The 23,267-nt window shown below is 62.2% G+C and carries 19 protein-coding genes and 2 pseudogenes; 12 read left to right on the forward strand and 9 right to left on the reverse strand.

Annotated features, from left to right (window positions below; translation table 11 throughout):
- Positions 1-42: 42 nt before the first annotated feature.
- Positions 43-513: a GNAT family N-acetyltransferase gene (locus LOY51_RS06435; protein ID WP_258645287.1), complete on the forward strand. Its 471-nt coding sequence runs from the start codon at positions 43-45 to the stop codon at positions 511-513.
- A 322-nt stretch (positions 514-835) separates the two neighbouring features.
- On the opposite strand, the gene LOY51_RS06440 is transcribed toward LOY51_RS06435, so the two are convergent.
- A complete protein-coding gene (locus LOY51_RS06440) occupies positions 836-1,099 on the reverse strand; it encodes a hypothetical protein (RefSeq protein WP_258645289.1) in 264 nt (87 codons plus the stop codon).
- A 256-nt stretch (positions 1,100-1,355) separates the two neighbouring features.
- Positions 1,356-1,895, reverse strand: a complete 540-nt coding sequence (locus LOY51_RS06445; RefSeq protein WP_322359392.1) for a BRO-N domain-containing protein — start codon at positions 1,893-1,895, stop codon at positions 1,356-1,358.
- Positions 1,896-2,078: 183 nt separating this feature from the next.
- On the opposite strand from LOY51_RS06445, the pseudogene LOY51_RS06450 reads away from it, so the two are divergent.
- Positions 2,079-2,537, forward strand: a pseudogene (locus LOY51_RS06450) (helix-turn-helix domain-containing protein); the annotation flags it as partial.
- A gap of 40 nt (positions 2,538-2,577) precedes the next feature.
- On the opposite strand, the gene LOY51_RS06455 reads toward LOY51_RS06450, so the two are convergent.
- Positions 2,578-3,828: an IS256 family transposase gene (locus LOY51_RS06455; protein ID WP_125858773.1), complete on the reverse strand. Its 1,251-nt coding sequence runs from the start codon at positions 3,826-3,828 to the stop codon at positions 2,578-2,580.
- Between the two features lie 43 nt (positions 3,829-3,871).
- On the opposite strand from LOY51_RS06455, the pseudogene LOY51_RS06460 reads away from it, so the two are divergent.
- Positions 3,872-4,579, forward strand: a pseudogene (locus LOY51_RS06460) (integrase core domain-containing protein); the annotation flags it as partial.
- 173 nt (positions 4,580-4,752) lie between these two features.
- Entirely contained in the window at positions 4,753-6,003 is a 1,251-nt protein-coding gene (locus tag LOY51_RS06465) for an IS256 family transposase (protein ID WP_258644796.1), read from the forward strand.
- 205 nt (positions 6,004-6,208) lie between these two features.
- Here LOY51_RS06465 and LOY51_RS06470 read toward each other — a convergent pair whose 3' ends face one another.
- Together LOY51_RS06470 and LOY51_RS06475 are read right to left on the reverse strand one after the other, a co-directional pair.
- Positions 6,209-7,459 carry a ribonucleotide-diphosphate reductase subunit beta gene (locus tag LOY51_RS06470; RefSeq protein WP_110993000.1) on the reverse strand — a complete coding sequence of 417 codons (1,251 nt, stop codon included), beginning with the start codon at positions 7,457-7,459 and terminating at the stop codon, positions 6,209-6,211.
- 265 nt (positions 7,460-7,724) lie between these two features.
- Positions 7,725-10,601: a ribonucleoside-diphosphate reductase subunit alpha gene (locus LOY51_RS06475; RefSeq protein ID WP_125462958.1), complete on the reverse strand. Its 2,877-nt coding sequence runs from the start codon at positions 10,599-10,601 to the stop codon at positions 7,725-7,727.
- A gap of 845 nt (positions 10,602-11,446) precedes the next feature.
- On the opposite strand from LOY51_RS06475, the gene LOY51_RS06480 reads away from it, so the two are divergent.
- Positions 11,447-12,157 (forward strand): response regulator, encoded by a 711-nt coding sequence (locus LOY51_RS06480; protein ID WP_110993002.1) that lies wholly within the window; start codon positions 11,447-11,449, stop codon positions 12,155-12,157.
- On the forward strand, positions 12,154-13,758 hold the full coding sequence (locus LOY51_RS06485; protein ID WP_125857708.1) for an ATP-binding protein: 1,605 nt from the start codon (positions 12,154-12,156) through the stop codon (positions 13,756-13,758). Before LOY51_RS06480 ends, LOY51_RS06485 begins: the two co-directional genes overlap by 4 nt.
- On the opposite strand, the gene LOY51_RS06490 is transcribed toward LOY51_RS06485, so the two are convergent.
- Positions 13,755-14,456, reverse strand: coding sequence for a 4'-phosphopantetheinyl transferase family protein (locus LOY51_RS06490; protein WP_258645292.1), 702 nt, complete (start codon positions 14,454-14,456; stop codon positions 13,755-13,757). The genes LOY51_RS06485 and LOY51_RS06490 overlap by 4 nt on opposite strands.
- 158 nt (positions 14,457-14,614) lie before the next feature.
- Positions 14,615-15,406: a dienelactone hydrolase family protein gene (locus tag LOY51_RS06495; protein ID WP_258645293.1), complete on the reverse strand. Its 792-nt coding sequence runs from the start codon at positions 15,404-15,406 to the stop codon at positions 14,615-14,617.
- Between the two features lie 132 nt (positions 15,407-15,538).
- On the opposite strand from LOY51_RS06495, the gene LOY51_RS06500 reads away from it, so the two are divergent.
- The 4 genes from LOY51_RS06500 (at position 15,539) to LOY51_RS06515 (ending at position 20,075) form a co-directional block, all read left to right on the forward strand.
- Positions 15,539-16,144 (forward strand): outer membrane protein, encoded by a 606-nt coding sequence (locus LOY51_RS06500; RefSeq protein WP_125462962.1) that lies wholly within the window; start codon positions 15,539-15,541, stop codon positions 16,142-16,144.
- 143 nt (positions 16,145-16,287) lie between these two features.
- Positions 16,288-16,965: a response regulator gene (locus LOY51_RS06505; RefSeq protein WP_125462963.1), complete on the forward strand. Its 678-nt coding sequence runs from the start codon at positions 16,288-16,290 to the stop codon at positions 16,963-16,965.
- Positions 16,962-18,308 (forward strand): ATP-binding protein, encoded by a 1,347-nt coding sequence (locus tag LOY51_RS06510; RefSeq protein WP_125462964.1) that lies wholly within the window; start codon positions 16,962-16,964, stop codon positions 18,306-18,308. The genes LOY51_RS06505 and LOY51_RS06510 overlap by 4 nt, the downstream gene beginning before the upstream one ends.
- A gap of 444 nt (positions 18,309-18,752) precedes the next feature.
- Positions 18,753-20,075, forward strand: a complete 1,323-nt coding sequence (locus tag LOY51_RS06515; RefSeq protein WP_125857711.1) for a dicarboxylate/amino acid:cation symporter — start codon at positions 18,753-18,755, stop codon at positions 20,073-20,075.
- 153 nt (positions 20,076-20,228) lie between these two features.
- Here LOY51_RS06515 and LOY51_RS06520 read toward each other — a convergent pair whose 3' ends face one another.
- Positions 20,229-20,723 (reverse strand): SprT family zinc-dependent metalloprotease, encoded by a 495-nt coding sequence (locus tag LOY51_RS06520; protein WP_258645295.1) that lies wholly within the window; start codon positions 20,721-20,723, stop codon positions 20,229-20,231.
- 139 nt (positions 20,724-20,862) lie between these two features.
- Entirely contained in the window at positions 20,863-21,462 is a 600-nt protein-coding gene (locus tag LOY51_RS06525) for a Yip1 family protein (protein WP_110993012.1), read from the reverse strand.
- 264 nt (positions 21,463-21,726) lie between these two features.
- Between LOY51_RS06525 and ttcA the strand changes: the two genes are divergently transcribed.
- Positions 21,727-22,551 (forward strand): tRNA 2-thiocytidine(32) synthetase TtcA, encoded by an 825-nt coding sequence (gene ttcA / locus LOY51_RS06530; RefSeq protein ID WP_125462967.1) that lies wholly within the window; start codon positions 21,727-21,729, stop codon positions 22,549-22,551.
- A 4-nt stretch (positions 22,552-22,555) separates the two neighbouring features.
- A complete protein-coding gene (locus LOY51_RS06535; protein WP_125857712.1) occupies positions 22,556-23,227 on the forward strand; it encodes a DNA-3-methyladenine glycosylase I in 672 nt (223 codons plus the stop codon).
- The last annotated feature ends 40 nt before the right edge of the window (positions 23,228-23,267 follow it).

A 23,267-nucleotide genomic window follows, 5' to 3' on the forward strand; every position in this document is an offset into this window, starting at 1 on the left:
CCCTCACTCATTCACGCTGTCGTGTCCAAAAGGGTTCCAACAATGACCACCACCCAACTTCCCGTTTTCGTTCGCCGAGTGAAGCAAGCCGATCTGCAGCCCTGGTGCGATTACTGGGCGCAATACCAGGCCTTCTACCAAGTGGACCTGGGCCCAGCCATCACCGAGCGCACCTGGGCCCGCTTCTTCGACCCGGCCGAGCCCATGCACTGCGCCGTGGCCACCGACGGGGAGCAGATCTTCGGCTTCGTCCACTACGTGTTCCACCGTTCGACCTGGGGGCGCAACGACTTCTGCTACCTGGAAGACCTGTTCGTGTGCCCGAGCGCACGGGGCCGGACGGTCGGCAAACGGCTGATCGAGTTCGTCCAGGACCAGGCCCGGCAGCAGCAGTGCGACCGGTTGTACTGGCATACCCAGGAGACCAACCGGACTGCGCAGCGGTTGTATGACTGGATTGCCGAGAAGCCGGGGGTGATCGAGTATCGGATGCCGTTGGATGTCGCCCATTAAGTCCATTGTGAGCAGATAAGGGCGTGGGAGCGGGCTTGCCCCGCGAAGGATGGCACTGGCTTCGCGGTGTAAGCCCCAGCGGCGAATCTGCTCCTACGCTTTGCTGCAGCTTTGCCTTGATCAGCAAGGGGGATTAGCCGGGAAGGTAGTCAGCCTCTGGAGGGGCGGGCTGATATCGAATTCGGCCAGATTGATGAAGCCGGTTGCACGCGCAGCTTGTTCCAAGTCATCTGCATTGATGTAGATCTTTATCAGGCCTGCCGGGATCTGATCCTTGATGGTGCTTTTGCCGGAGCCGTTGGGTCCGGCAAAAAAACGCAGTTTAGGTGCCCCCATCGATCTTGCGAACGGTAAGGACCTGGCCTTTCTGGACCCTGCGGCGCGGCCTGGATTCGACCAACACCTCAACCTGCCCGTCAGCATGGGTTGCTACGATTCGATCCTGCTCGACGGTAACCACGGTGTGCCCTGCTGCGACGGCGCGGTAGTAGGCAAGGCGCGTAGCAGCCGCTGCCATTTTTGGAATCTGGCATTCCAAATGTTCGAGTGCTGCGTCGCTGAGCTGTTTTTTCTGAACGGTTGCCATGGGTTCTCCTGGCCAGTGCAAGCTATGAGCGCATCGCTCTGCATCGGGTCATGTCAGTTGCGCATGCCTTCGAAGTCGCAACACTCATGATCCGCTCTAAACTCACTAACGGTCTTGCCCTCGACCACGTGACTGGCATGTTCTAGTCCGGCACATCGATGCCCTTTGTGGCGAGGGCAAGCCCTTCTTCTGCCATTCCCGCTTAGTGTGGGAGCGGGTTTACCCGCGAAGGGCCGCAGCGCGGCCCCAGGGATCTTCAATCCCCAACCCCATGCAACCGCAACGCCCGCTGCGCACATTCCTTCCAGCTCAGCTTGCGCTTTGCACTCACGGCCAAAGGCACTTCCGCCGCCATCACCACCGGCATATCCCGCATCCGTACCCAAGGCTCGCTCTGCCAATACAAAAGGCTCGCCGTATGCCCACCCGGCCAGCACATCCTGCCCAGGCGCGGCAGGTCGTCCAGCGCCGAGTCCTGCCCATCGCGCAGCACCGCCACTACCTCATGGGTCAGCCAGTGCCGCAGGTGGCGGTTCTCTGGAATGTGATGATGGGCCAGCAGGGTATAGGCCCCGGACTCGCTGACCATGGTGGTCTCGCTGTACTGGCCGTAGCGCAGCAGCTGCACGGTGCGATGCTGGTCCGGGTCGAGCTTGCGGATGCAGTGTTCGTCGAAGAAGCGACCGGTCATTCGGCCGAGTTCGTGGGCGCAGAACCAGGCTTGGGATTCGAGCCAGAGGGTATGGAGGGGGCGGTTGTGGCGGGTGAAGAGGGTGGAGGAGTAGTGGTTGTCCATCATTGGCCTTCCAGAATCAGGAGAGCCGTTGCTAACGGGAACGGGATTCCGCTGCGTGAGCGTTCTTAGCGCTTGGAGAAATTAGCGTGATTTGCTGGTGGTGTATGGACCGGACACATGGTGGACACGTGTGCGGAGACATGGTGGACACTTTTCGGCAAGCAATCTGCCGGGAATACGACCATGCCTTGGAACGCGAGAGATGCCATGAGCTTGAGAGAAGAGTTCGTTAACCTGGCCAATCACCCGGACGCCAACATGAGGGAGCTGTGCCGCCGGTTCGGCATTAGCCCTCAGACGGGTTACAAATGGCTCAACCGATTTCGACAGGACGGCCTGCCTGGCTTGCAGGAGCGCTCTCGAAAGCCGGCCGTCAGCCCTCGCAAGACTCAGCCTGGGCTAGAAGAGGAAGTGATTGCCATCCGTAAGGAGCACTCCACGTGGGGTGGCCGAAAGATCAGTCATCTGCTTGATCAGCGAATCTGTGCCAGCACCGTAACCAATGTCCTGCATCGGCATGGATTGATCACCGCAGAGGCCTCTGAGGCTGCTAAACCATGGACACGCTTTGAGCGCGAAGCCCCAAATGATCTGTGGCAGATCGATTTTAAAGGCTTCTTGGGACTGTCAGATTTTTTGTGTGCGGGCCGGTAATGGCCTGCCGCTAGGCAGGCCCTGATTCTCACCAGGTTGGCCTGATGAACCGATCTCCATACAGAATCGCAAATTGATTCATCGCGCTTTTCCAGTCATGGGCCGGTTTTCCCCAATTGGCTGTGATGTTGCGCAATCCCAGCCAAATCAGTTTGGTCGCTGCATCATCATTCGGGAAATGTCCGCGAGTCTTGATGACCTTGCGTAGCTGGGCATTGATGCTCTCGATGGCGTTGGTGGTATAGATCACCTTTCGGATGGCGGGCGGGAAAACAAAGAATGGAATCACGCGATCCCAAGCCCGTCGCCAAGCAGCCACCACCGTCGGATATTTCTCGCCCCACGGCCCGTTCTCAAACTCATCGAGTGCTTGCTCAGCCGCTTCGGCATTGATGGCTTGGTAAATCGGCTTCAGCTCCTTGGCCAGAGCCCGCCGCTTGTCCCAGGCCGCGTAGTCGAGGCTGTTGCGGATCAGGTGCACGATGCACGTCTGCAGCGTCGTTTCTGGAAACACTGCGCTGAGGGCCTCTGGCATGCCTTTGAGGCCATCGGTCACGGCAATCAGCACATCTTCGACGCCACGCTTCTTGAGGTCGTTAAAGACCTTCATCCAGAACTTCGCACCCTCGGTGTTCTCGATCCAGATGCCCAGGATATCGCGCGTCCCGTCGGGGAGAACGCCCAGGGCCAAGTAAATGGCCTTGTTGCGAACCAGACCTTCTTCGCGGATCTTCACCCGCAGCGCATCGAAGAAAATGACCGGGTACATCGGCTCCAGTGGCCGCTGTTGCCACGCGCCAATCTCTTCCATGACCTCGTCTGTCACAGAGCTGATGAAATCGGGTGAAACGTCGGTTCCATACTGCTCGGACAGGAAGGCCCGGATCTCTCTGACCGTCATTCCACGGGCGTACATGGCGATGATTTTGTCATCGAATCCGGTGTAACGGCGCTCATGCTTGGGGATCAGAATGGGCGAGAAGCTGCCGTCACGGTCCCGAGGGATATCCAGCCGTAGCGGGCCATCGCCTGTCAGCACTGTCTTGCCACTCGTGCCATTGCGCTGGTTGGTCTCATCCTCTGGGCGCTGCGCGCCCGGAGGATAGCCCAGGTGATGGCCAAGTTCGGCGTTCAGGGCCCGCTCGATCAACGCTTTCTTGAAGGCGGCAGAAGCCTCTTCGATAGCCTCTGCGGTCATCAGTGGGGTTGCGGAAAACTGTTCAAGCAGCTCTTTCGGGACCTTCGGTAACTCTCGAAGCGGTTTCTTTTTGGTTGGCATGCATGCACCTCTTACTCATGGTATGCCCGAACACAAAATTTCTGACACCCTCGGCTTCTTCCAAACGGCCCAGGGACCTTGTTATCCGCTGACGCTGATTGATGACCACTCTCGCTTCAACCTTGTGATACAGGCCTGCGCACATCAGCGCACAGGGTTGGTCATGGAGCACCTGACCGATCTATTCAGCCGGTATGGACTGCCTGCGCAGATCAACGCGGATAATGGCTCGCCCTGGGGAGCACCAAGAAATCCTGGAGAACTCACACCGCTAGGTATCTGGCTGGTTCGCCTGGGAATTCGACTGACTTTCAGCAGGCCAGGCCACCCACAAACCAATGGCAAGGATGAGCGATTCCATCGGACGCTCAAGGCCGAGGTACTGACAGGGCGCAGCTTTCGGGATCTGCGAGAAGCGCAGGAAGCTTTCGACCTCTGGCGGGGCATCTACAACTACAAGCGTCCTCATCAGCAACTGGACTACAAAGTGCCGGCAGATCGCTACCAGATGAGCAGGCGGGCTTTCCCAAGCCGTCTACCGACCATTGAATACGGTCCCGACGATATTCTGGTGAAGCCCTACAGCAGTCAGTTCCGCTTCAAGAAGCGCTCATTTCGGATAGCGAAGGCGCTAGCGGGCTATGTGTTAGCGCTCCGCCGTAGCGATCAAGGAGCTGACCATTTTGATGTTTACTTCTGCCAACACAAGCTGCGAACCATCGACTTCAACAACCCCGACGGTAAGCGATAATGTGTCCACCATGTCCCCGCACAGGTGTCAACGATGTCTCAAGTCCATACATGGTGGTAAAAAGTGGCAAATCTGTAGGGCGCTTCTTGATTTGATATCAGATGTTTGAGGGCATTTGAGTGAGGGTGTCAGAAATTTTGTGTTCGGGCATACCATGAGTAAGAGGTGCATGCATGCCAACCAAAAAGAAACCGCTTCGAGAGTTACCGAAGGTCCCGAAAGAGCTGCTTGAACAGTTTTCCGCAACCCCACTGATGACCGCAGAGGCTATCGAAGAGGCCTCTGCCGCCTTCAAGAAAGCACTGATCGAGCGAGCCCTGAACGCCGAACTGGGTCATCACCTGGGCTATCCACCGGGCGCGCAGCGCCCAGAGGATGAGACCAACCAGCGCAATGGCACGAGTGGCAAGACTGTACTGACAGGCGATGGCCCGCTACGGCTGGATATCCCTCGGGACCGTGACGGCAGTTTTTCGCCCATCCTGATCCCCAAGCATGAGCGCCGTTACACCGGATTCGATGACAAAATCATCGCCATGTACGCCCGTGGAATGACGGTCAGAGAGATCCGGGCCTTCCTGTCCGAGCAGTATGGAACCGACGTTTCACCCGATTTCATCAGCTCGGTGACAGACGAGGTCATGGAAGAGATTGGCGCGTGGCAACAGCGGCCACTGGAGCCGATGTACCCGGTCATTTTCTTTGATGCACTGCGAGTGAAGATTCGCGAAGAAGGCTTGGTGCGCAACAAGGCCATTTACTTGGCATTGGGCGTTCTCCCCGATGGGACGCGCGATATCTTGGGCATCTGGATCGAGAACACTGAGGGTGCAAAGTTCTGGATGAAGGTGTTTAACGATCTCAAGACACGTGGCGTCGAGGATGTGCTGATTGCCGTGACCGATGGCCTCAAAGGCATGCCGGAGGCCCTCAGTGCCGTGTTTCCAGAAACGACGTTGCAGACGTGCATTGTGCACCTGATCCGCAACAGCCTGGACTTCGCAGCCTGGGACAAGCGGCGAGCTCTGGCAAAGGAGCTGAAACCGATTTACCAAGCCATCAATGCCGAAGCGGCTGAGCAAGCACTCGATGAGTTTGAGAACGGGCCATGGGGCGAGAAATATCCGACGGTGGTGGCTGCTTGGAGGCGCGCCTGGGATCGAGTGATTCCATTTTTCGTCTTCCCTCCGGCCATTAGGAAGGTGATTTACACCACCAACGCCATTGAGAGCATCAACGCCCAGCTACGTAAGGTGATCAAGACTCGCGGGCATTTCCCGAATGATGATGCAGCGACCAAACTGATTTGGCTGGGATTGCGCAACATAACAGCCAATTGGGGAAAACCAGCCCATGACTGGAAAAGCGCGATGAATCAATTTGCGATTCTGTACGGAGATCGGTTCATCAGGCCAGCCTGGTGAAAATCAGGGCCTGCCTAACGGCAGGCCGTTACCGGCCCGAACACAAAAAAACTGACAGTCCCATTTGAGTGCTATTGCATGAGGGGCACCAAGTGTTCGCCACAGGATCCCCGACGAACACCTTTCGTTCCTCACGCAAATACTTTGAAAGCGAACGCAATAAAAAAGGCTGCCCGAGGGCAGCCTTCTGGAGTGGTCGGACAAACTAGTCCCAGCTCAGCGCACCACCAGTCTGATACTCAATAACCCGAGTCTCAAAGAAGTTCTTCTCCTTCTTCAAGTCCATGATCTCGCTCATCCAAGGGAACGGGTTGGTAGTCCCCGGATACTCTTCCTTCAACCCAATCTGGGTCAAACGACGGTTAGCGATGAACTTGAGGTAATCCTCCATCATCGCCGCGTTCATCCCCAGTACGCCGCGTGGCATGGTGTCGCGCGCATATTCGATCTCCAGCTGAGTCCCCTGCAGGATCATCTGGGTAGCCTCTTCCTTCATCGCGGCATCCCACAGGTGCGGGTTCTCGATCTTGATCTGGTTGATCACGTCGATGCCGAAGTTCAGGTGCATGGACTCGTCACGCAGGATGTACTGGAACTGCTCGGCAACGCCGGTCATCTTGTTGCGGCGGCCCATGGACAGGATCTGGGTGAAGCCGCAGTAGAAGAAGATGCCTTCCAGTACGCAGTAGTAGGCGATCAGGTTGCGCAGCAGCTCTTTGTCGGTCTCGACGGTGCCGGTGTTGAACTCCGGGTCCGAGATGGCGCGGGTGTACTTCAGGCCCCAGGCCGCCTTCTTAGCGACCGACGGGATCTCGTGGTACATGTTGAAGATCTCGCCTTCATCCATGCCCAGCGACTCGATGCAGTACTGGTAGGCGTGGGTGTGGATCGCCTCTTCGAAGGCCTGGCGCAGGATGTACTGGCGGCACTCGGGGTTGGTGATCAGGCGGTACACGGCCAGGGCCAGGTTGTTGGCAACCAGCGAGTCGGCGGTGGAGAAGAAGCCGAGGTTGCGCATCACGATGCGGCGCTCGTCTTCGGTCAGGCCGTCCATGCTCTTCCACAGGGCGATGTCGGCGGTCATGTTGACCTCTTGCGGCATCCAGTGGTTGGCGCAGCCGTCGAGGTACTTCTGCCAGGCCCAGTCGTACTTGAACGGGACCAGTTGGTTGAGGTCGGCGCGGCAGTTGATCATGCGCTTTTCGTCAACGGCGACGCGGGCCGAGGAGCCTTCCAGCTCGGCCAGGCCTTCGGCGATGTCCAGGGCGTCCAGGGCAGCCTTGGCGCGCTTGACGGCGTCGGAGTCCGAGGCGGTGGCGGCGCGGGCTTCCAGGGCGGCGGCACCGCCGGCGCTGTCGAGCTTGTCCAGGGTGGCGGCTGCGGCGGCTTGTGCGCCGGTGTTGCCCTTGGCGGCTACTTCGCCGTCTTCTTTATCGAATTCGTCCCAGCTCAGCATGGTGAGTTCTCCTGCTTGAGGGCCATCTTGAGTATGGCCGGTGGATCTTGGTTGCGGTGCTTTGGCCCCGGATGGGGTACTGCAGTGCACGCAAATCTGAATGCCCTTTGAGGGGCTGGCCCGGGTATTGGCGCCCGGGCCTATTGTGTTTGGCTGTGGGGCAGGGGGCGGCAGCGCCGGCCTCTTCGCGGGTAAACCCGCTCCCACAGGGTTCCGTGTGGCTACACGAAAAAAGAGGCTTCCCGGGGGAAGCCTCAGCCAAGCCTTACTGGCAGGCTTCGCAATCCGGCTCGTCGATGGCGCAAGCCTTCGGTACCGGGGCTGGGCCCGCGGCCTGGACCGGGGCGCTGTCGCCACCGCTCGACACGGCGTTGAGCTTGCCGGTGTTGATGGTCGACTTCTCGGTGCTGGTCGCGGCCAGGGCACGGAGGTAGTAGGTGGTCTTCAGACCACGGTACCAGGCCATGCGGTAGGTTACGTCCAGCTTCTTGCCCGAGGCGCCGGCGATGTACAGGTTCAGCGACTGGGCCTGGTCGATCCACTTCTGGCGACGGGAGGCGGCATCGACGATCCACTTGGTCTCGACTTCGAACGCGGTGGCGTACAGGTCTTTGAGCTCTTGCGGGATACGCTCGATCTGCTGCACCGAACCGTCGTAGTACTTCAGGTCGTTGATCATCACCGAGTCCCACAGGTCGCGAGCTTTCAGGTCGCGCACCAGGTACGGGTTGATCACGGTGAACTCGCCCGACAGGTTCGATTTCACGTACAGGTTCTGGTAGGTCGGCTCGATGGACTGCGACACGCCGGTGATGTTGGCGATGGTCGCGGTCGGCGCGATGGCCATGATGTTCGAGTTACGAATACCTTTTTGCACGCGGGCACGGACCGGTGCCCAGTCCAGGCTTTCGGTCAGGTCGACGTCGATGTACTTCTGGCCACGGGCTTCGATCAGGATCTGTTGCGAATCCAGCGGCAGGATGCCTTTGGACCACAGCGAACCCTGGAAGGTCTCGTAGGCGCCGCGCTCGTCGGCCAGGTCGCAGGAGGCCTGGATCGCGTAGTAGCTGACCGCTTCCATCGACTTGTCGGCGAACTCGACGGCAGCGTCGGAGCCGTAGGCGATGTGCTGCAGGTACAGGGCGTCCTGGAAGCCCATGATGCCCAGGCCGACCGGGCGGTGCTTGAGGTTCGAGTTACGCGCCTGCGGCACCGAGTAGTAGTTGATGTCGATCACGTTGTCGAGCATGCGCACGGCGGTGTTCACGGTGCGTTGCAGCTTGGCGGTGTCCAGCTTGCCGTCGACGATGTGGTTCGGCAGGTTGATCGAGCCCAGGTTGCAGACCGCGATCTCGTCCTTGTTGGTGTTCAGGGTGATCTCGGTGCACAGGTTCGAGCTGTGGACCACGCCCACGTGCTGCTGCGGGCTGCGCAGGTTGCACGGGTCCTTGAAGGTCAGCCACGGGTGGCCGGTCTCGAACAGCATCGACAGCATCTTGCGCCACAGGTCTTTGGCCTGGATGGTCTTGAACACCTTGATCTTGTTGTACTCGGTCAGGGCTTCGTAGTACTCGTAGCGCTCTTCGAAGGCCTTGCCGGTCAGGTCGTGCAGATCAGGTACTTCGCTTGGCGAGAACAGGGTCCACTTGCCGTCATCGAAGACGCGCTTCATGAACAGGTCAGGGATCCAGTTGGCGGTGTTCATGTCGTGGGTACGACGACGGTCATCACCGGTGTTCTTGCGCAGCTCGATGAATTCTTCGATGTCCAGGTGCCAGGTTTCCAGGTAGGCACACACGGCGCCTTTGCGCTTGCCACCCTGGTTCACGGCAACGGCGGTGTCGTTGACGACTTTGAGGAACGGCACGACGCCTTGCGACTTGCCGTTGGTGCCCTTGATGTACGAGCCCAGGGCGCGCACCGGGGTCCAGTCGTTGCCCAGGCCACCGGCGAATTTCGACAGCATGGCGTTGTCGTGGATCGCGTGGTAGATGCCCGACAGGTCGTCCGGCACGGTGGTCAGGTAGCAGCTGGACAGTTGCGGGCGCAGGGTGCCGGCGTTGAACAGGGTTGGCGTGGACGCCATGTAGTCGAACGACGACAGCAGGTTGTAGAACTCGATCGCGCGGGCTTCTTTGTCTTTCTCTTCCAGCGCCAGGCCCATGGCCACACGCATGAAGAACACCTGCGGCAGCTCGAAGCGCACGCCATCCTTGTGGATGAAGTAGCGGTCGTACAGGGTCTGCAGGCCCAGGTAGGTGAACTGCTGGTCGCGCTCGTGGTTGATCGCCTTGCCCAGTTTTTCCAGGTCGAAGTCGGCCAGGGCCGGGTTGAGCAGTTCGAACTCGATACCTTTGGCCACGTAGGCCGGCAGGGCCTTGGCGTACAGGTCGGCCATCTCGTGGTGGGTGGCGCTGTCGGCCACGCCCAGGAAGCCCAGGCCTTCGGCGCGCAGGGTGTCCATCAGCAGGCGGGCGGTGACGAACGAGTAGTTCGGCTCACGCTCGACCAGGGTGCGGGAGGTCATCACCAGGGCGGTGTTGACGTCCTTGATGGCCACGCCGTCGTAGAGGTTCTTCAGGGTTTCGCGCTGGATCAGCTCGCCATCGACTTCGGCCAGGCCTTCGCAGGCTTCGCTGATGATGGTGTTCAGGCGCGCCATGTCCAGCGGCGCCAGGCTGCCGTCGGCCAGGGTGATGCGGATGCTTGGGTGCGGCTCGACCACGGCGCCGGTGTTGGCGCGGGTGGCGCGCTCTTTGGCGCGCTGGTCGCGGTAGATCACGTAGTCGCGGGCGACTTTCTGCTCGCCGGCGCGCATCAGGGCCAGTTCGACCTGGTCCTGGATTTCTTCGATGTGGATGGTGCCACCCGATGGCATGCGACGCTTGAACGTGGCGGTGACCTGCTCGGTCAGGCGCGCGACGGTGTCGTGGATGCGCGACGAAGCGGCAGCGGTGCCGCCTTCAACTGCGAGGAACGCCTTGGTGATGGCCACGGTGATCTTGTCGTCGGTGTAGGGGACGACAGTACCGTTACGCTTGATCACGCGCAGTTGGCCTGGGGCGGTGGCAGCCAGGTCCTGGTTGGACTCGGCCTGCGGCGCCAGAGCCTGCGGGTTCTCGCGAGTTGTGTCGGTTTGCATGGGTGGGTGTCTCCACAGTTTCTATAGTGTTCAGGCGCCTTTTGGGCGCCCACCGTTCCGTCCACTTGCCTGGTGGCCCAGGCGGGGATGCGCGTGAAGCACACGCATCCGTCCGCTCGGGCGTACCGACTTCGGGACAGACTCAGGAATAAAGGGCAATAACCTGCCGCTCCCTGGCCGAAGTCAAAGTTTTTGGGCGAACCCAAAATCTGTTGCTGATGGGGGCAGGCCTGGCCTGCAACACCCATGCCCGAACAAGGCCCTGAAAGGGCTTGCCTCGGTCGCCTCCGCAGGAGCGGTTTGGCTGCTGGAATCACGTTAAGTTCAGTAGGTGAAATTCGCTTGAATTTGCCTGTTGACTTGTGTGTGTGATTTTGCTCGAACCCCAACATCTAGTGGTTCGCTGCGATCGGGATACAAGATAATGCGGTCTGGGGGGCTTTGCAAGGCGAGCGCCTGTGGATAAGTTGTGAGTACTTTGTGTGTGATTCCTGGGTAGTCGCTGTAGGCCTTGTCCCAAGAGGTTTTCACGATTTTTCTGCGTCTCGCCGCCCCAGGGCAGTTTTTTGCGGGCGCGAACCCTATCACAAAAAATGCTTCAGCCAAGGGGTGTTTGAGGTGATTGGCAGGCGTGAGCCCGGAACGTAGTATCCGGGGGCGATGTTGCTCTTTGGTGAAAGGGAATCATCAGCACAATCAAGTTGTTGTGGTGCCTGTGCGGGCCCATCGCGGGGCAAGCCCGCTCCCACATCATGGCGTGAGCATCGTGGGAGCGGGCTTGCCCCGCGATGGGCCCGCACAAGCCTGCAGTGCCCCCGAACAAGACCAACAAAGGGTAAAGGGCCATGGATCAGCCGAACAACCGCATCCTGATCGTCGAGGACGACCAGCGCCTCGCCGAGCTCACCGCCGAGTACCTCCAGGCCAACGGCTTCGAGGTGGCGGTAGAGGGCGATGGCGGCCGCGCGGCGCGGCGAATCATCGACAGCCAGCCCGACCTGGTCATCCTCGACCTGATGCTCCCCGGCGAAGACGGCCTGAGCATCTGCCGCCGGGTGCGCGGCCAGTACGCCGGCCCCATCCTCATGCTCACCGCCCGCAGTGACGAACTCGACCAGGTCCAGGGCCTGGACCAGGGCGCCGACGACTATGTATGCAAACCGGTGCGCCCACGCCTGTTGCTGGCGCGCATCCATGCCCTGCTGCGCCGCAGCGAAGCGCCGGAGCGCCAGCAAGCACTGGCTTTCGGCCCGCTGCACATCGACCAGCGCCTGCGCGAGGCGCGCCTGGGCGGCCAGCTGGTCGAGCTGACCGGCGCCGAATTCGACCTGCTGTGGCTGCTGGCCAGCAACGCCGGGCGGGTGCTGTCACGCGAAGAAATCTTCACCTCATTGCGCGGCGTCGGTTACGACGGCCAGGACCGCTCCATCGACGTGCGCATCTCCAAGATCCGCCCCAAGATCGGCGACGACCCGATCAACCCGCGGCTGATCAAGACCCTGCGCAGCAAGGGCTACCTGTTCGTCGGCGAGGCCGCCCAGGCACCGGCCCCATGAATTCCATTTTCCTGCGCATCTATGGCGGCATGCTCGCCGTGCTGGTACTGGTGGCCGTGCTCGGCGTGCTCAGCCTGCACCTGGCCAACGAGGTACGTGCCGGCCAGCACCGTGAAGGCCTGGCCCAAGGCACCTTCAGCCTGATGGCCGACAACCTGGCGCAGCAGAACGAGGTGGAGCGCAAGCGTTCGCTGGTGATCTGGGAGCGCTTGCTGGGGGTACCGCTCGACCTGCAACCCCTGTCGGCTTTCACCCTCGATGGCGGCCAGCGTGCGCGGCTGTACCGTGACCTGGTGGTGGTGGAAAAGACCGGCCCGCATGCCGCCCGGGTGCTGCGCCGGGTCGGGCGCGAAGACCAGTTGCTGGTGGCCGAGGTCAAGCAGGTCAGCGAGCAGTTGGCGCGTGCCACCCTTTATCTGCTGGCCGACGAGCTGGTGCGTTACCCGGTCAGCGAACAGCAGAGCCGCCTGGCGCAGATCCGCCAGAGCAAGGGCTTCGGCTTCGACATCGCCCTGCAGCGCATCGAGCGCGCGGCGCTGGATGACGACCAGCGGCGCCGGGTGGAGGAGGGCGACACGGTGATGGCGCTGGGCAAGGACGGTGACTCGATCCGCGTGTTTTCGGGCTTGCCTGGCTCGCCCTGGGTGCTGGAGATCGGCCCGCTGCACCAGCTCAATCCATACCCGCCGCAGTTGCTGATCCTGATCGCCTTTCTTGGCCTGTGCCTGATCGGCCTGATGGTTTACCTGCTGGTGCGCCAGTTGGAGCGGCGCGTCTCGGGCCTGGAAGTGGCTGCCACGCGCATCGCCCAGGGCAGCCTCGATACCCGCGTGCCGGCCGGTGACGCCGACTCGGTCGGGCGCCTGGCCGAAGCCTTCAATGGCATGGCCGAGCACCTGCAGCGTTCGCTGACCATGCAGCGCGAGCTGGTGCGGGCGGTGTCCCACGAATTGCGCACGCCAGTGGCGCGCCTGCGCTTCGGTCTGGAGATGATCGAGAGCGCCAGCACCGAGCAGGCCCGGGCCAAGCACCTGGCCGGCATGGACGGCGATATCCAGGACCTGGACAAGTTGGTCGACGAGATGCTGACTTACGCCCGCCTGGAGCAGGGCGCCCCGGCCTTGCTGTTCCAGGCGGTGGACCTGGATGACCTGCTGGCCCGGGTGATCGACGAGCTGGCCCCGCTGCGCGCCGATGTGCGCGTGTTGCGCGGTGAATGCCATGGGCTGGACGGTGGCGCTGCCTGGGTCGAGGCCGAGCCGCGCTACCTGCACCGCGCCCTGCAGAACCTGGTGCGCAATGCCATGCGCCACGCCGAGTCCGAGGTGCGCCTGAGCTATCAACTCGGCCAGCAGCGCTGCCGTATCGATGTGGAGGATGACGGGCCGGGCATTCCAGAGGGGGTATGGGACCGCATCTTCACCCCGTTCACCCGCCTGGACGACAGCCGCACCCGCGCCTCAGGCGGGCATGGCCTGGGCTTGTCGATCGTGCGGCGGATCATCTACTGGCACGGCGGCCGCGCCCTGGTGGGGCGTAGCGAGCAGTTGGGCGGGGCCTGTTTCAGCCTGAGCTGGCCACGCGAGCAGCCACGGGATTAAACGCTGATCAGGCTGAGCAGGTGGCCGTCCTGCACGCAGAACTGGCCATCGAGCTCGACGCCGTGGTGCCACTGCGCCGACAGGTCGGTCAGCAGGCGCAGGCGGGCGTGGCCATCGGTGGACCATGCCAGCAGCTCGGCGTGTTCGAAGTAGAAGCGTTGTCGGGTCAGCGGGTAGAGCGTCTTGAACAGGCTTTCCTTGAGCGAGAAGGTCAGGGTCACGGCCAGGGCCTGCTGGCTGCGGTCCAGGCGTTCCAGTTCGGCGGGGGTGAGGATCTCGCCGGCCAGGCGTTCGGCACGCTCCTCGCTCAGCAGGCTTTCCTGGTCCAGCCCCAGGCCGCGGCAGGCGCCGTCGGCTGCCACCACGGCGGCGGCCCAGCCCTTGCCGTGGGTGATCGACCCGTGGATGCCGGCGGGCCAGATCGGCGAGCGGTCCTCGTGAGTGGCGGGCACATAGTCGCGGCCATCCAGGCGCTGCAGGGCCTCGCGGGCGCATACGCGGCCGGCCAGGTACTCGGCCTGGCGCTTGGCCACCGAGCGTTGCAGGCTGGCGCTTTGCGTGATGCCGGCGCGCTGGAAGTCATCGGCGGCGAGCTGGGCCGGGTCGAAGGCGCAGCTGACCAGCACCGCGCCGGGGACCGGGCGGGGCAAGGGCCAGTGGTGCTGGAGGGGGGCGCAGCAGGCGGGGAGTCTGTTCATGGAGGGTATTGTGCCAGCCGTTGGGCGGGCGGTGGAGCTGAAATTACTGGGGCTGCTTCGCAGCCCTTTCGCTGGCAAGCCAGTTCCCACAGGTATCGGTGTAGCAGTGTGGGAGCTGGCTTGCCAGCGAAAGGGCCGCAAAGCGGCCCCAGCGATTCTCAATCAAACGCCGACTTGAGGAACGCCTGCATATCCTTCCATGAGCTCTCATCCGCCGCTTTGTCATAACCAATGTCCGGCCCGCCATGCTCGCCATGGCTCAACCGATCGGCATCCGGGTTGGTAAACCCATGCTTGGCCCCCGGAATCCCGACGAACTTGTAGTCGGCCTTGGCCGCATCCATCTCTGCCTTGAATGCCGCCACCTGCTCCGGCGTGACCATGCTGTCGGCCTCGCCATGCTCCACCAGGATCTTGGCCCGGATCACGCCGGGCTTGGCCGGCGTCTGGGTGACCAGTGCGCCATGGAAACTCACCACGGCATCGAGCTTCTCGCCGCGGCGCGCGGCATCGAGCACCACCTTGCCACCGAAGCAGTAGCCCACGGCGGCCAGCTGGTGCTGCCGGGTGTTGGGCTGCAGCTTCAATAACTCCAGCCCCGCGTCGAAGCGTTTGGCGGCCGCCTGCGGGTCCTTCATCGCCGCCTTCATGAACGCCTGGGCATCCTGCGGGTGCTCGGTGTGCTTGCCGTCGCCGTACATGTCGATGGCCAGGGCGTTGTAGCCCAGCGCCGCGAAATCCCGGGCGCGGCGCTTGGCGTAATCGTTCAGGCCCCACCATTCATGCACCACGACGATACCGGGGCGTTTGCCTTCGACCGCGTCGTCATAGGCGTAGTAGCCGATCAAGGGGGTGCCGTCGGCATCCTGGTAGCGGATCTCGCGGGTCTGCACCGCTGCCTGGGCAAGGGCGGTACTGCACAACAGGGCCAGGGCAAGCAGGGAACGCATGGGCAAAGCTCCTTCTTTTGCGGTGGGTATTTCGTTCAGCCGGGGTTCAGGCCGGGTTCAGCGGTGGTTCAGGGCGTCCTCCCTACTCTAGTCCCCAGACCGAAACAGCGCATCCAACTGGAGTACGAACCTATGAAAACCTTCAACACCCTGCTTGCCGCCATGGCCGTTTGCGCCGCTGGCATCGCCACCACTGCCCAGGCCGACGACACCTTCGCCAGCCTCACCTATGGCCAGACCAGCGACAAGGTTCGCAAGTCCGGCCTGCTGCAGAGCAACACCGACCACCTGAACACCGATGGCATCATCGCCAAGGACGGTACCTGGGGCGTGCGCCTGGGCCAGATGAACAACCAGGGCCGCTACTACCTGACCTATGACAACGTCTCGGGCGAGCACAGCGGCCTCAAGCTGCGCCAGGAAAACCTGCTCGGCAGCTACGACCTGTTCCTGCCGGTGGGCGATACCACCAAGCTGTTCGGCGGTGCTTCGCTTGGCGTGACCAAACTGTCCCAGGAGTCCTCCGGCTACAGCCGCGATACCGATACCGGCTACGCCGTCGGCCTGCAGGGCGGGGTGCTGCAGCAGGTCACCGACAATGCTTCGGTGGAGCTGGGCTACCGCTACCTGCGCAGCAACGCCAGCACCGAGCTGTCGCCCCATGACGGCGCGAAGATCGGCACTCTGCGCCTGAACAGCAGTGCGCAGACCTATCTGGCGGCCAACTACAAGTTCTGAGGTCGCTGTTATCCTGTACCGGCCCTTTCGCGGGTAAACCCGCTCCCACAGGTCAAGCGCAAGCCTATAGTGCGATGCAGTACCTGTGGGAGCGGGTTTACCCGTGAATGGGATCGCACAGGCAACCCAAGAAGGAGAGTTGCATGAAATTGCTGGTGGTCGAGGACGAGGCGCTGCTACGTCATCATCTGTTCACTCGCCTGGGCGAGGGCGGCCATGTGGTGCAGGCGGTGGCCAATGCCGAGGAGGCCCTGTACCAGGCCGAGCAGTACAACCACGACCTGGCGATCATCGACCTGGGCCTGCCGGGCATGAGCGGGCTGGACCTGATTCGCCAGTTGCGCAGCCAGGGCCAGAGTTTCCCGATCCTCATCCTCACCGCCCGCGGCAACTGGCAGGACAAGGTCGAAGGCCTGGCCGCCGGTGCCGACGATTACGTGGTCAAGCCGTTCCAGTTCGAAGAGCTGGAAGCGCGCCTGAATGCACTGCTGCGCCGCTCCAGCGGTTTCACCCAGTCGACCATCGCCGCCGGCCCCCTGGTGCTGGACCTCAACCGCAAGCAGGCAACACTGGACGACGCGCCGCTGGCGCTGACCGCCTACGAATACCGCATCCTCGAATACCTCATGCGCCATCACCAGCAGGTGGTGGCCAAGGACCGGCTGATGGAGCAGCTCTACCCAGGGGACGAAGAGCGCGACCCTAACGTCATCGAGGTGCTGGTCGGCCGCTTGCGGCGCAAGCTCGAGGGCGAGCAGGGCTTCAAGCCGATCGACACGGTGCGCGGCCTGGGCTACCTGTTCACCGAGCGCTGCCGATGATCCGTTCGCTGCGCGTGCGCTTGATGTTGGCGGCGGCGTTGTTGGCGTTGCTGTTCATGCTGGCGCTGCTGCCGGCGTTGCAGAAGGCTTTCAGCCTGGCGTTGCAGGAGTCGATCGAGCAGCGCCTGGCTTCGGATGTAACCACCCTGATCTCCGCCGCGCGCATCGAGCGCGGCCAGTTGCAGATGCCGGCGCTGCTGCCGGACGAACGTTTCAACCTGCCCTACACCGGCCTGCTCGGCTATATCTTCGACCGCCAGGGCAAGCTGGTCTGGCAGTCACGGGCCACCCGCAACCAGAACATCAATTACCAGCCGCGTTACGACGGGCGGGGCAACGAATTCGCGCGCATCCAGCAAAGCGATGGCGACGAGTTCTTCGTCTATGACGTGGAGGTCAAGTTGCTGGGCGGCAAGAGCGCTGCGTTCAGCATCGTGGCGCTGCAACCGGTGCGCGAGTACCAGGACACCCTCGATGGCTTGCGCGAAAAGCTCTACCTGGGCTTTGGCGCCGCCTTGCTGGCGTTGATGCTGCTGCTTTGGGCCGGCCTGACCTGGGGCCTGCGTTCGTTGCGCCGGCTCAGCGTCGAACTCGACGAGGTTGAAGCTGGCGCGCGGGAGGGGCTCAGCCGTGAGCATCCCCGTGAACTGCTGCGCCTGACGGGCTCGCTCAACCGCCTGCTGCGCAGCGAGCGTGAGCAGCGCCAGCGCTACAAGGACTCGCTCGATGACTTGGCGCATAGCCTCAAGACCCCACTGGCGGTGCTGCAGGGCGTGGGCGAAAGCATGGCCCAGGGCAAGCAGGAGCCGGAACAGGGGCGGGTGCTGCAGGGCCAGATCGAGCGCATGAGCCAGCAGATCGACTACCAGTTGCAGCGCGCCAGCCTGCGCAAGAGCGGGCTGGTGCGCCACCAGGTGCAGCTCGGCCCGTTGCTCGACAGCCTGTGCAGCACCTTGGCCAAGGTCTACCGTGACAAACGCGTGGAGGTCAGCCTCGACATCCCGGCTCAGGCGCGGGTGCCGATGGAGCAGGGGGCATTGCTCGAACTGCTCGGCAACCTGCTGGAAAACGCCTACCGACTGTGCCTGGGGCAGGTGCGGGTCAGCCTGCATGAAGCGCCGGGGCTACTGGAACTGTGCGTCGAAGACGACGGCCCCGGCGTGCCCCCCGACCAACGCGAGCGCATCCTCGAGCGCGGCGAGCGGCTGGACAGTCAGCACCCGGGGCAGGGGATCGGCCTGGCGGTGGTCAAGGACATCATCGACAGCTACGACGCCGAGCTGAGCCTGGGTGATTCGCCGTTGGGCGGGGCTGCGTTCCGTATTGCCTTCCGCCTCGATTGACGGTGCGGGGGAGAACTCTGCCTTCCTAGTCCAGGGGGGCGTGGGAGCGGGCTTGCCCCGCGATACCGGCGAAGCCGGTGCCATCCGGTGCGGGCCTCATCGCGGGGCAAGTCGCAGCGGCGCACCGCCGCTCCCACGGAACATCTTTACCGAACACATCCAAGGCGGATTCCCGCCAACCTACCTTGTACGATTTCCGCCATCGGGCGGGAATCCGCCATTTCCCACCTGCATTTACGCCCCGTCCGAGGGCATTCCCACCCCGTAAATACGGGTCGTGCACCTCAAGCGGGCACCTTGGCATCACCCTTGCTATTCATCTGGCAGAGGCCTGCCCAGGCGCTCGAACACAACGACAAATCCCTCCGGGTGCAGGAGGGTTCGCGATTCAGGTGCCCCACATCCTGGGAAGGATGCGCCGGCACACTTGAGGAAAAATGAGCCATGACGACACGTCAGCCGCTGTACAAATCGCTGTATATCCAGGTGTTGGTCGCCATCACCATCGGTATCCTGCTCGGCCACTTCTATCCGGAAACCGGCGTTGCCCTCAAACCGCTGGGTGACGGGTTCGTCAAACTGATCAAGATGGTCATTGCCCCGATCATCTTCTGCACCGTGGTCAGCGGCATCGCTGGCATGCAAAGCATGAAGTCGGTGGGCAAGACCGGCGGCTACGCGCTGCTGTACTTCGAGATCGTCTCCACCATCGCCCTGATCATCGGCCTGGTCGTCGTCAACGTGGTCAAGCCAGGCGCTGGCATGCACATCGACGTCAGCACCCTGAACGCCAGCAGCGTGGCCGCCTACGCCGCCGCCGGCGCACAGCAGACCACCGTTGGCTTCCTGCTCAACATCATCCCCAACACCGTGGTCGGCGCCTTCGCCAACGGCGACATCCTGCAAGTGCTGATGTTCTCGGTGATCTTCGGCTTCGCCCTGCACCGCCTGGGCAGCTACGGCAAGCCGCTGCTGGACCTGATCGACCGCTTCGCCCATGTCATGTTCAACATCATCAACATGATCATGAAGCTGGCCCCGATCGGCGCCTTCGGTGCCATGGCCTTCACCATCGGCCAGTACGGCGTGGGTTCGCTGGTGCAGCTGGGCTACCTGATGGCCTGCTTCTACATCACCTGCGTGCTGTTCGTGCTGGTGGTGCTGGGTGGCATCTGCCGCGCCCACGGCTTCAGCGTGCTCAAGCTGATCCGCTACATCCGTGAAGAGCTGATGATCGTGCTGGGCACCTCGTCCTCCGAGTCGGCCCTGCCACGCATGCTGGCCAAGATGGAGCGCCTGGGTGCGAAGAAATCCGTGGTTGGCCTGGTGATCCCGACCGGCTACTCATTCAACCTCGACGGCACCTCGATCTACCTGACCATGGCCGCGGTGTTCATCGCCCAGGCCACCGACACCACCATGGACATCACCCACCAGATCACCCTGCTGCTGGTGCTGCTGGTCGCGTCCAAAGGTGCTGCTGGCGTTACCGGTTCGGGCTTCATCGTCCTGGCAGCGACCCTGTCGGCCGTCGGCCATCTGCCGGTTGCCGGCCTGGCGCTGATCCTCGGCATCGACCGCTTCATGTCCGAAGCCCGCGCCCTGACCAACCTGATCGGCAACGCCGTGGCCACCGTAGTTGTGGCTAAGTGGGTCAAGGAGCTGGATACCGACAAGCTGGACTCGGAGCTGGCCTCCGGTGGTTCGCCGCTGGTCGAGACACGTCCGACCGACGACCTGGGCGTAGCTGAAGGCCCGGCGCGTTGATCGCGATGTGAAAAGCAAAAAGGCGACCTTCGGGTCGCCTTTTTTGTGCCTGAGATAATGGTGGCGTCTGTACCGGTCCTTTCGCGGGTAAACCCGCTCCCACAAGGTCGACGAAATACCTGTGGGAGCGGGTTTACCCGCGAAGAGGCCCGGTCATTCGACCCGGGTCTCGCCGCTGTACACCAGAATCTCCCGGCACCGCCGGCACAAATAGCGCCGCCCCTGACGCACCAGCTTGTGCCGCTGCGCGGTAAACGGAAATTCACCCTCAGGGCACGGGCAGCGGTAGATGTAGCGCATCGCCACCCGCCGTTGCACCTCATAGTTGTGGCAACGATTGGGCGGCAGCTCGTACACCCCGCGCATGATCAGCTGCCACTCTTCGCCATGGGCCTGGATACGGTCGCCGAACAGTTGATGGGCGACCAGGTGCGCCACTTCATGGGCCACGGTCTGGCGCAGGAAGTCTTCCTGGTTCTCGCGGTACAGCTGCAGGTTGAAGCGCAGCAGGTTCTCGTGCAGATGTGCGACACCCGCCTTTTGCCCGCGCAGCTTGAAGCTCACTTCCGGGCGCGGGAAGGGACGTTTGAAGAAGGTTTCGGCTTGCTGGTAACAGGTTTCGACGCGTTGCTTGAGCTGCTCGGGCATGGCGGGGTGGTTCTCCTGACCGGGCATTATGCCGCAAGCGCTTCGGGCCTGCCGAGCCACCGGTCAGCAGATGGAACGAGGCCGCCTTGCGGCGGCCTCAGGTGATGCTCCCGTGTCGGGTCGATCTAATAGGTGTGTGCTAGTTGGTGTAGACGGGCCCCACGCCCAGTCCCCAGATGATCACCGTGGCGGCCATGATCGCCACCAGGACCACCAGGCCCACCGCCAGCACCGAACTGGAGAACAGAAAACCTTCATCGGACGGAATGTTCATGAATGTCGGTAGCCCCACATACAGCAAGTAGACCGTGTAGCAGATCGCCGCCGTACCGATCAGCATGCCCAGCCACAAGTGCGGGTAAAGCGCCGCCAGGCCACCAATAAACAGCGGGGTCGCAGTGTAGGTGGCAAAGGCGATGCATTGCGCCATGCTCGGGTTGGCGTCGTAGGTGCGCGCCATCCAGTGGATGAAGGCACCCATCACGGCCACCCCGGCAAGCATCGCCAGGTATGACATGATGCTCATCCAGATCGCGCTTTCCATGGTCAGCATCACTGCCGGGCGCTCGCCGATCACCCAGCCCACCTGGGTGGTGCCGATGAACGCCGAGACGGCGGGGATCGCCGCCAGGATCAGTGTGTGCGTCAGGTACATGTGGCTGATGCTTTCGTCCTCGCCACGGATCTCCCGCCACTCCTGGTCAGGGTGGGTGAACAGCCCTACAACGTGATGAATCATACTGGTCACTCCTATCGTCGTTGCCAAACGCCCCCCAGATGGAGCGCCTGTGGCCCGAGGCCAGGAACATCGATTACTGCGGTCATGTGGCCTTATGTCGCAGTATAGGAAGCCGTTCCCCACACAAAACCGGCTTTTTAGAGCAAATTGCGCTGTCAGGCCCGGTGTTGATTCCCTTGAAGTCTTTATCGGAATGGCCTACAGCGGTGCGCCATTTGTGCGTAAAATATGCGCCTTTTGTCACACCTCGCGGATCCAAGCGCTATGGGCACCCTCTCGGTCAACCAGAACAAACTGCAAAAACGCCTGCGTCGTCTCGCTGGCGAAGCCATCACCGACTACAACATGATCGAGGATGGCGACAAGGTCATGGTCTGCCTGTCCGGCGGCAAGGACAGCTACACCATGCTCGACGTTCTGTTGCACCTGCAGAAGGTGGCGCCGATCAAGTTCGAGATCGTCGCGGTGAACATGGACCAGAAGCAGCCTGGCTTCCCCGAGCACGTGCTGCCGGCCTACCTCAAGGAACTGGGGGTCGAGTACCACATCGTCGAGAAGGACACCTACTCGGTGGTCAAAGAGCTGGTGCCCGAGGGCAAGACCACCTGCTCGCTGTGTTCGCGCCTGCGCCGTGGCACGCTGTACACCTTCGCCGACGAGATCGGCGCGACCAAGATGGCCCTGGGGCACCACCGCGACGACATCGTCGAGACCTTCTTCCTCAACATGTTCTTCAACGGCGCGCTCAAGGGCATGCCGCCGAAGCTGCGCGCCGATGACGGGCGCAACGTGGTGATCCGCCCGCTGGCCTACTGCAGCGAGAAGGACATCCAGGCCTATTCGGACATGAAGGAATTCCCGATCATCCCGTGCAACCTGTGCGGCTCGCAGGAAAACCTGCAGCGCCAGGTGGTCAAGGACATGCTGGTGGAGTGGGAGCGCAAGCACCCGGGCCGTACCGAGAGCATCTTCCGCGCCATGCAGAACGTGGCACCGTCGCAGTTGGCCGACCGCAACCTGTTCGACTTCACCAGCCTTACGATCGACGAAAACGCCACCCCGCGCTTTCTCGACGTGGTGAATCTCTGAGCCCATGCGCGACTACCAGTGGCTGCATGAGTACTGCCTGAATCGCTTCGGCTCGGCCCAGGCCCTGGAGGCCTTCCTGCCGCAGCCGCGCACGCCGGCGCAGTTGCGCGACGTCAGCGATGACCGCTACCTGTCGACCCTGGCCCTGCGCGTGTTCCGCGCCGGGCTCAAGCACAGCCTGGTGGACGCCAAGTGGCCGGCGTTCGAGCAGGTGTTCTTTGGCTTCGACCCGGAGAAAGTCGTGCTCATGGGCGCCGAGCACCTGGAGCGGCTGATGCAGGACGAGCGCATCATCCGCCACCTGGGCAAGCTCAAGAGCGTGCCGCGCAATGCGCAGATGGTGCTGGATGTGGCCAGGGAGAACGGCAGTTTCGGCGCGTTCATCGCCGATTGGCCAGAGACCGACATCGTCGGGCTGTGGAAGTACCTAGCCAAGCACGGTAACCAATTGGGCGGGCTGTCGGCGCCGCGCTTTTTGCGCATGGTCGGCAAGGATACCTTCATCCCCACCGACGACATGGCAGCCGCGCTGATTGCGCAGAAGATCATCGACAAGCCGCCGACCAGCCAGCGCGACCTGGCGTTGGTGCAGCAGGCGTTCAACCAGTGGCACGCCGAGAGCGGGCGGCCGCTGTGCCAGTTGTCGGTGATGCTGGCGCATACCGTCAACCATTGAGATCAGTGGTACTGCCATCGCGGGGCAAGCCCGCTCCCAC

It is taken from the genome of Pseudomonas sichuanensis (genome assembly GCF_024749065.1).
Classification (GTDB): Bacteria; Pseudomonadota; Gammaproteobacteria; order Pseudomonadales; family Pseudomonadaceae; genus Aquipseudomonas; species Aquipseudomonas sichuanensis.

Coding starts and splice junctions, on each gene's coding strand:
- LOY51_RS06435 (WP_258645287.1), top strand. CDS start 43: ATGACCACCACCCAACTTCCCGTTTTCGTTCGCCGAGTGAAGCAAGCC.
- LOY51_RS06440 (WP_258645289.1), bottom strand. CDS start 1,099: ATGGCAACCGTTCAGAAAAAACAGCTCAGCGACGCAGCACTCGAACAT.
- LOY51_RS06445 (WP_322359392.1), bottom strand. CDS start 1,895: ATGGACAACCACTACTCCTCCACCCTCTTCACCCGCCACAACCGCCCC.
- LOY51_RS06455 (WP_125858773.1), bottom strand. CDS start 3,828: ATGCCAACCAAAAAGAAACCGCTTCGAGAGTTACCGAAGGTCCCGAAA.
- LOY51_RS06465 (WP_258644796.1), top strand. CDS start 4,753: ATGCCAACCAAAAAGAAACCGCTTCGAGAGTTACCGAAGGTCCCGAAA.
- LOY51_RS06470 (WP_110993000.1), bottom strand. CDS start 7,459: ATGCTGAGCTGGGACGAATTCGATAAAGAAGACGGCGAAGTAGCCGCC.
- LOY51_RS06475 (WP_125462958.1), bottom strand. CDS start 10,601: ATGCAAACCGACACAACTCGCGAGAACCCGCAGGCTCTGGCGCCGCAG.
- LOY51_RS06480 (WP_110993002.1), top strand. CDS start 11,447: ATGGATCAGCCGAACAACCGCATCCTGATCGTCGAGGACGACCAGCGC.
- LOY51_RS06485 (WP_125857708.1), top strand. CDS start 12,154: ATGAATTCCATTTTCCTGCGCATCTATGGCGGCATGCTCGCCGTGCTG.
- LOY51_RS06490 (WP_258645292.1), bottom strand. CDS start 14,456: ATGAACAGACTCCCCGCCTGCTGCGCCCCCCTCCAGCACCACTGGCCC.
- LOY51_RS06495 (WP_258645293.1), bottom strand. CDS start 15,406: ATGCGTTCCCTGCTTGCCCTGGCCCTGTTGTGCAGTACCGCCCTTGCC.
- LOY51_RS06500 (WP_125462962.1), top strand. CDS start 15,539: ATGAAAACCTTCAACACCCTGCTTGCCGCCATGGCCGTTTGCGCCGCT.
- LOY51_RS06505 (WP_125462963.1), top strand. CDS start 16,288: ATGAAATTGCTGGTGGTCGAGGACGAGGCGCTGCTACGTCATCATCTG.
- LOY51_RS06510 (WP_125462964.1), top strand. CDS start 16,962: ATGATCCGTTCGCTGCGCGTGCGCTTGATGTTGGCGGCGGCGTTGTTG.
- LOY51_RS06515 (WP_125857711.1), top strand. CDS start 18,753: ATGACGACACGTCAGCCGCTGTACAAATCGCTGTATATCCAGGTGTTG.
- LOY51_RS06520 (WP_258645295.1), bottom strand. CDS start 20,723: ATGCCCGAGCAGCTCAAGCAACGCGTCGAAACCTGTTACCAGCAAGCC.
- LOY51_RS06525 (WP_110993012.1), bottom strand. CDS start 21,462: ATGATTCATCACGTTGTAGGGCTGTTCACCCACCCTGACCAGGAGTGG.
- ttcA (WP_125462967.1), top strand. CDS start 21,727: ATGGGCACCCTCTCGGTCAACCAGAACAAACTGCAAAAACGCCTGCGT.
- LOY51_RS06535 (WP_125857712.1), top strand. CDS start 22,556: ATGCGCGACTACCAGTGGCTGCATGAGTACTGCCTGAATCGCTTCGGC.